2 protein-coding genes are annotated in these 1,046 nt (G+C 60.0%); both read left to right on the forward strand.

The window, feature by feature from the left end:
* The first annotated feature begins 26 nt into the window (after nt 1-26).
* Nucleotides 27-323: a HigA family addiction module antitoxin gene (locus tag JF66_RS18810; RefSeq protein WP_035880402.1), complete on the forward strand. Its 297-nt coding sequence runs from the start codon at nt 27-29 to the stop codon at nt 321-323.
* A gap of 134 nt (nt 324-457) precedes the next feature.
* Entirely contained in the window at nt 458-1,003 is a 546-nt protein-coding gene (locus tag JF66_RS18815) for a GNAT family N-acetyltransferase (RefSeq protein WP_051973759.1), read from the forward strand.
* Nucleotides 1,004-1,046: the final 43 nt, after the last annotated feature.

The raw sequence follows: 1,046 nt of genomic DNA on the forward strand, positions 1-1,046 counted from the left end.
TCACTGACTATCACTGAGGAGATATTGTGACTGCCGCACACGAGCCCATTCACCCCGGCGAGATTCTTCTCGAAGAATTCCTAAATCCGCTGGGCATCAGCCAGTACCGACTTGCCCACGCGATCGCCGTGCCACCGCGACGCATCAACGAGATCGTTCACGGCAAACGAGGTATCAGCCCGGACACCGCGCTCCGGCTGGCACGAGCACTCGGCACAACGGATCGATTTTGGATGAACCTCCAGACCCGATACGATCTTGACGTGCAATCTGCTGCTCACGCGGGAGAGCTCAAGCAGATCCGGTCACTCCTGAGCGCCTAGGGAGGCCGATGCGCACGCCGTCGAGGGTCCCCTCTGACACGGCCTCAGAGTGTTGGGCACTTCCGCGGACCAGCCCTAGATCTGTCGCGCTGGCCGTCCGCTTTAAGGACGGGGTGCGCGGTAACGTCGATGGCATGATTACCACCGATCGACTTCGCCTTCGGCGTTGCCGCCGTGCTGACGTGGACGCGGTCCTGACCTATCGTGCTCGCCCTGATGTTGCACTCCACCTCCGCTCGGGTGTTTGGACACGCGAAAAAGCCGAGACGGAACTCGCGGCCTATGAAGATGCTGTCTTCGTTGCAGCCGTCGACGAACTCGTTCTGCTCGTCGAGACTAAGGATGCCGCCGACGTGGTCGGTGAGGTTGGTCTTGTCTGGCTCGCTGGTGAGCCCATGACAGCCGAGGTGGGCTACGTCTTTGATCCAGCCGCAGGGGGGCAGGGACTCGCAACCGAGGCCGTCGCTGCGCTCGTTGATGCCGCATTCGACAAGTTTGGCTTCGTTCTCGTCGTGGCGAAGACCGATGAAGAGAACCTGCCGTCACGGCTGCTTTGTGAGCGCATTGGCATGACCCTCGTGTCGACGTCCGGTGGCGACGATGACCGAGCGGTCCGAGAATGCGTCTACCAGGTGGACCGGCAAAACCTGACGCGTAGAGAATCAGTCAATGAAAATTAGAGCAGATTGGGAGAGTCCAAAGGAACTCAACGACTGTTCGATA

Source organism: Cryobacterium sp. MLB-32 (assembly GCF_000738085.1).
Classification (GTDB): domain Bacteria; phylum Actinomycetota; class Actinomycetes; order Actinomycetales; family Microbacteriaceae; genus Cryobacterium.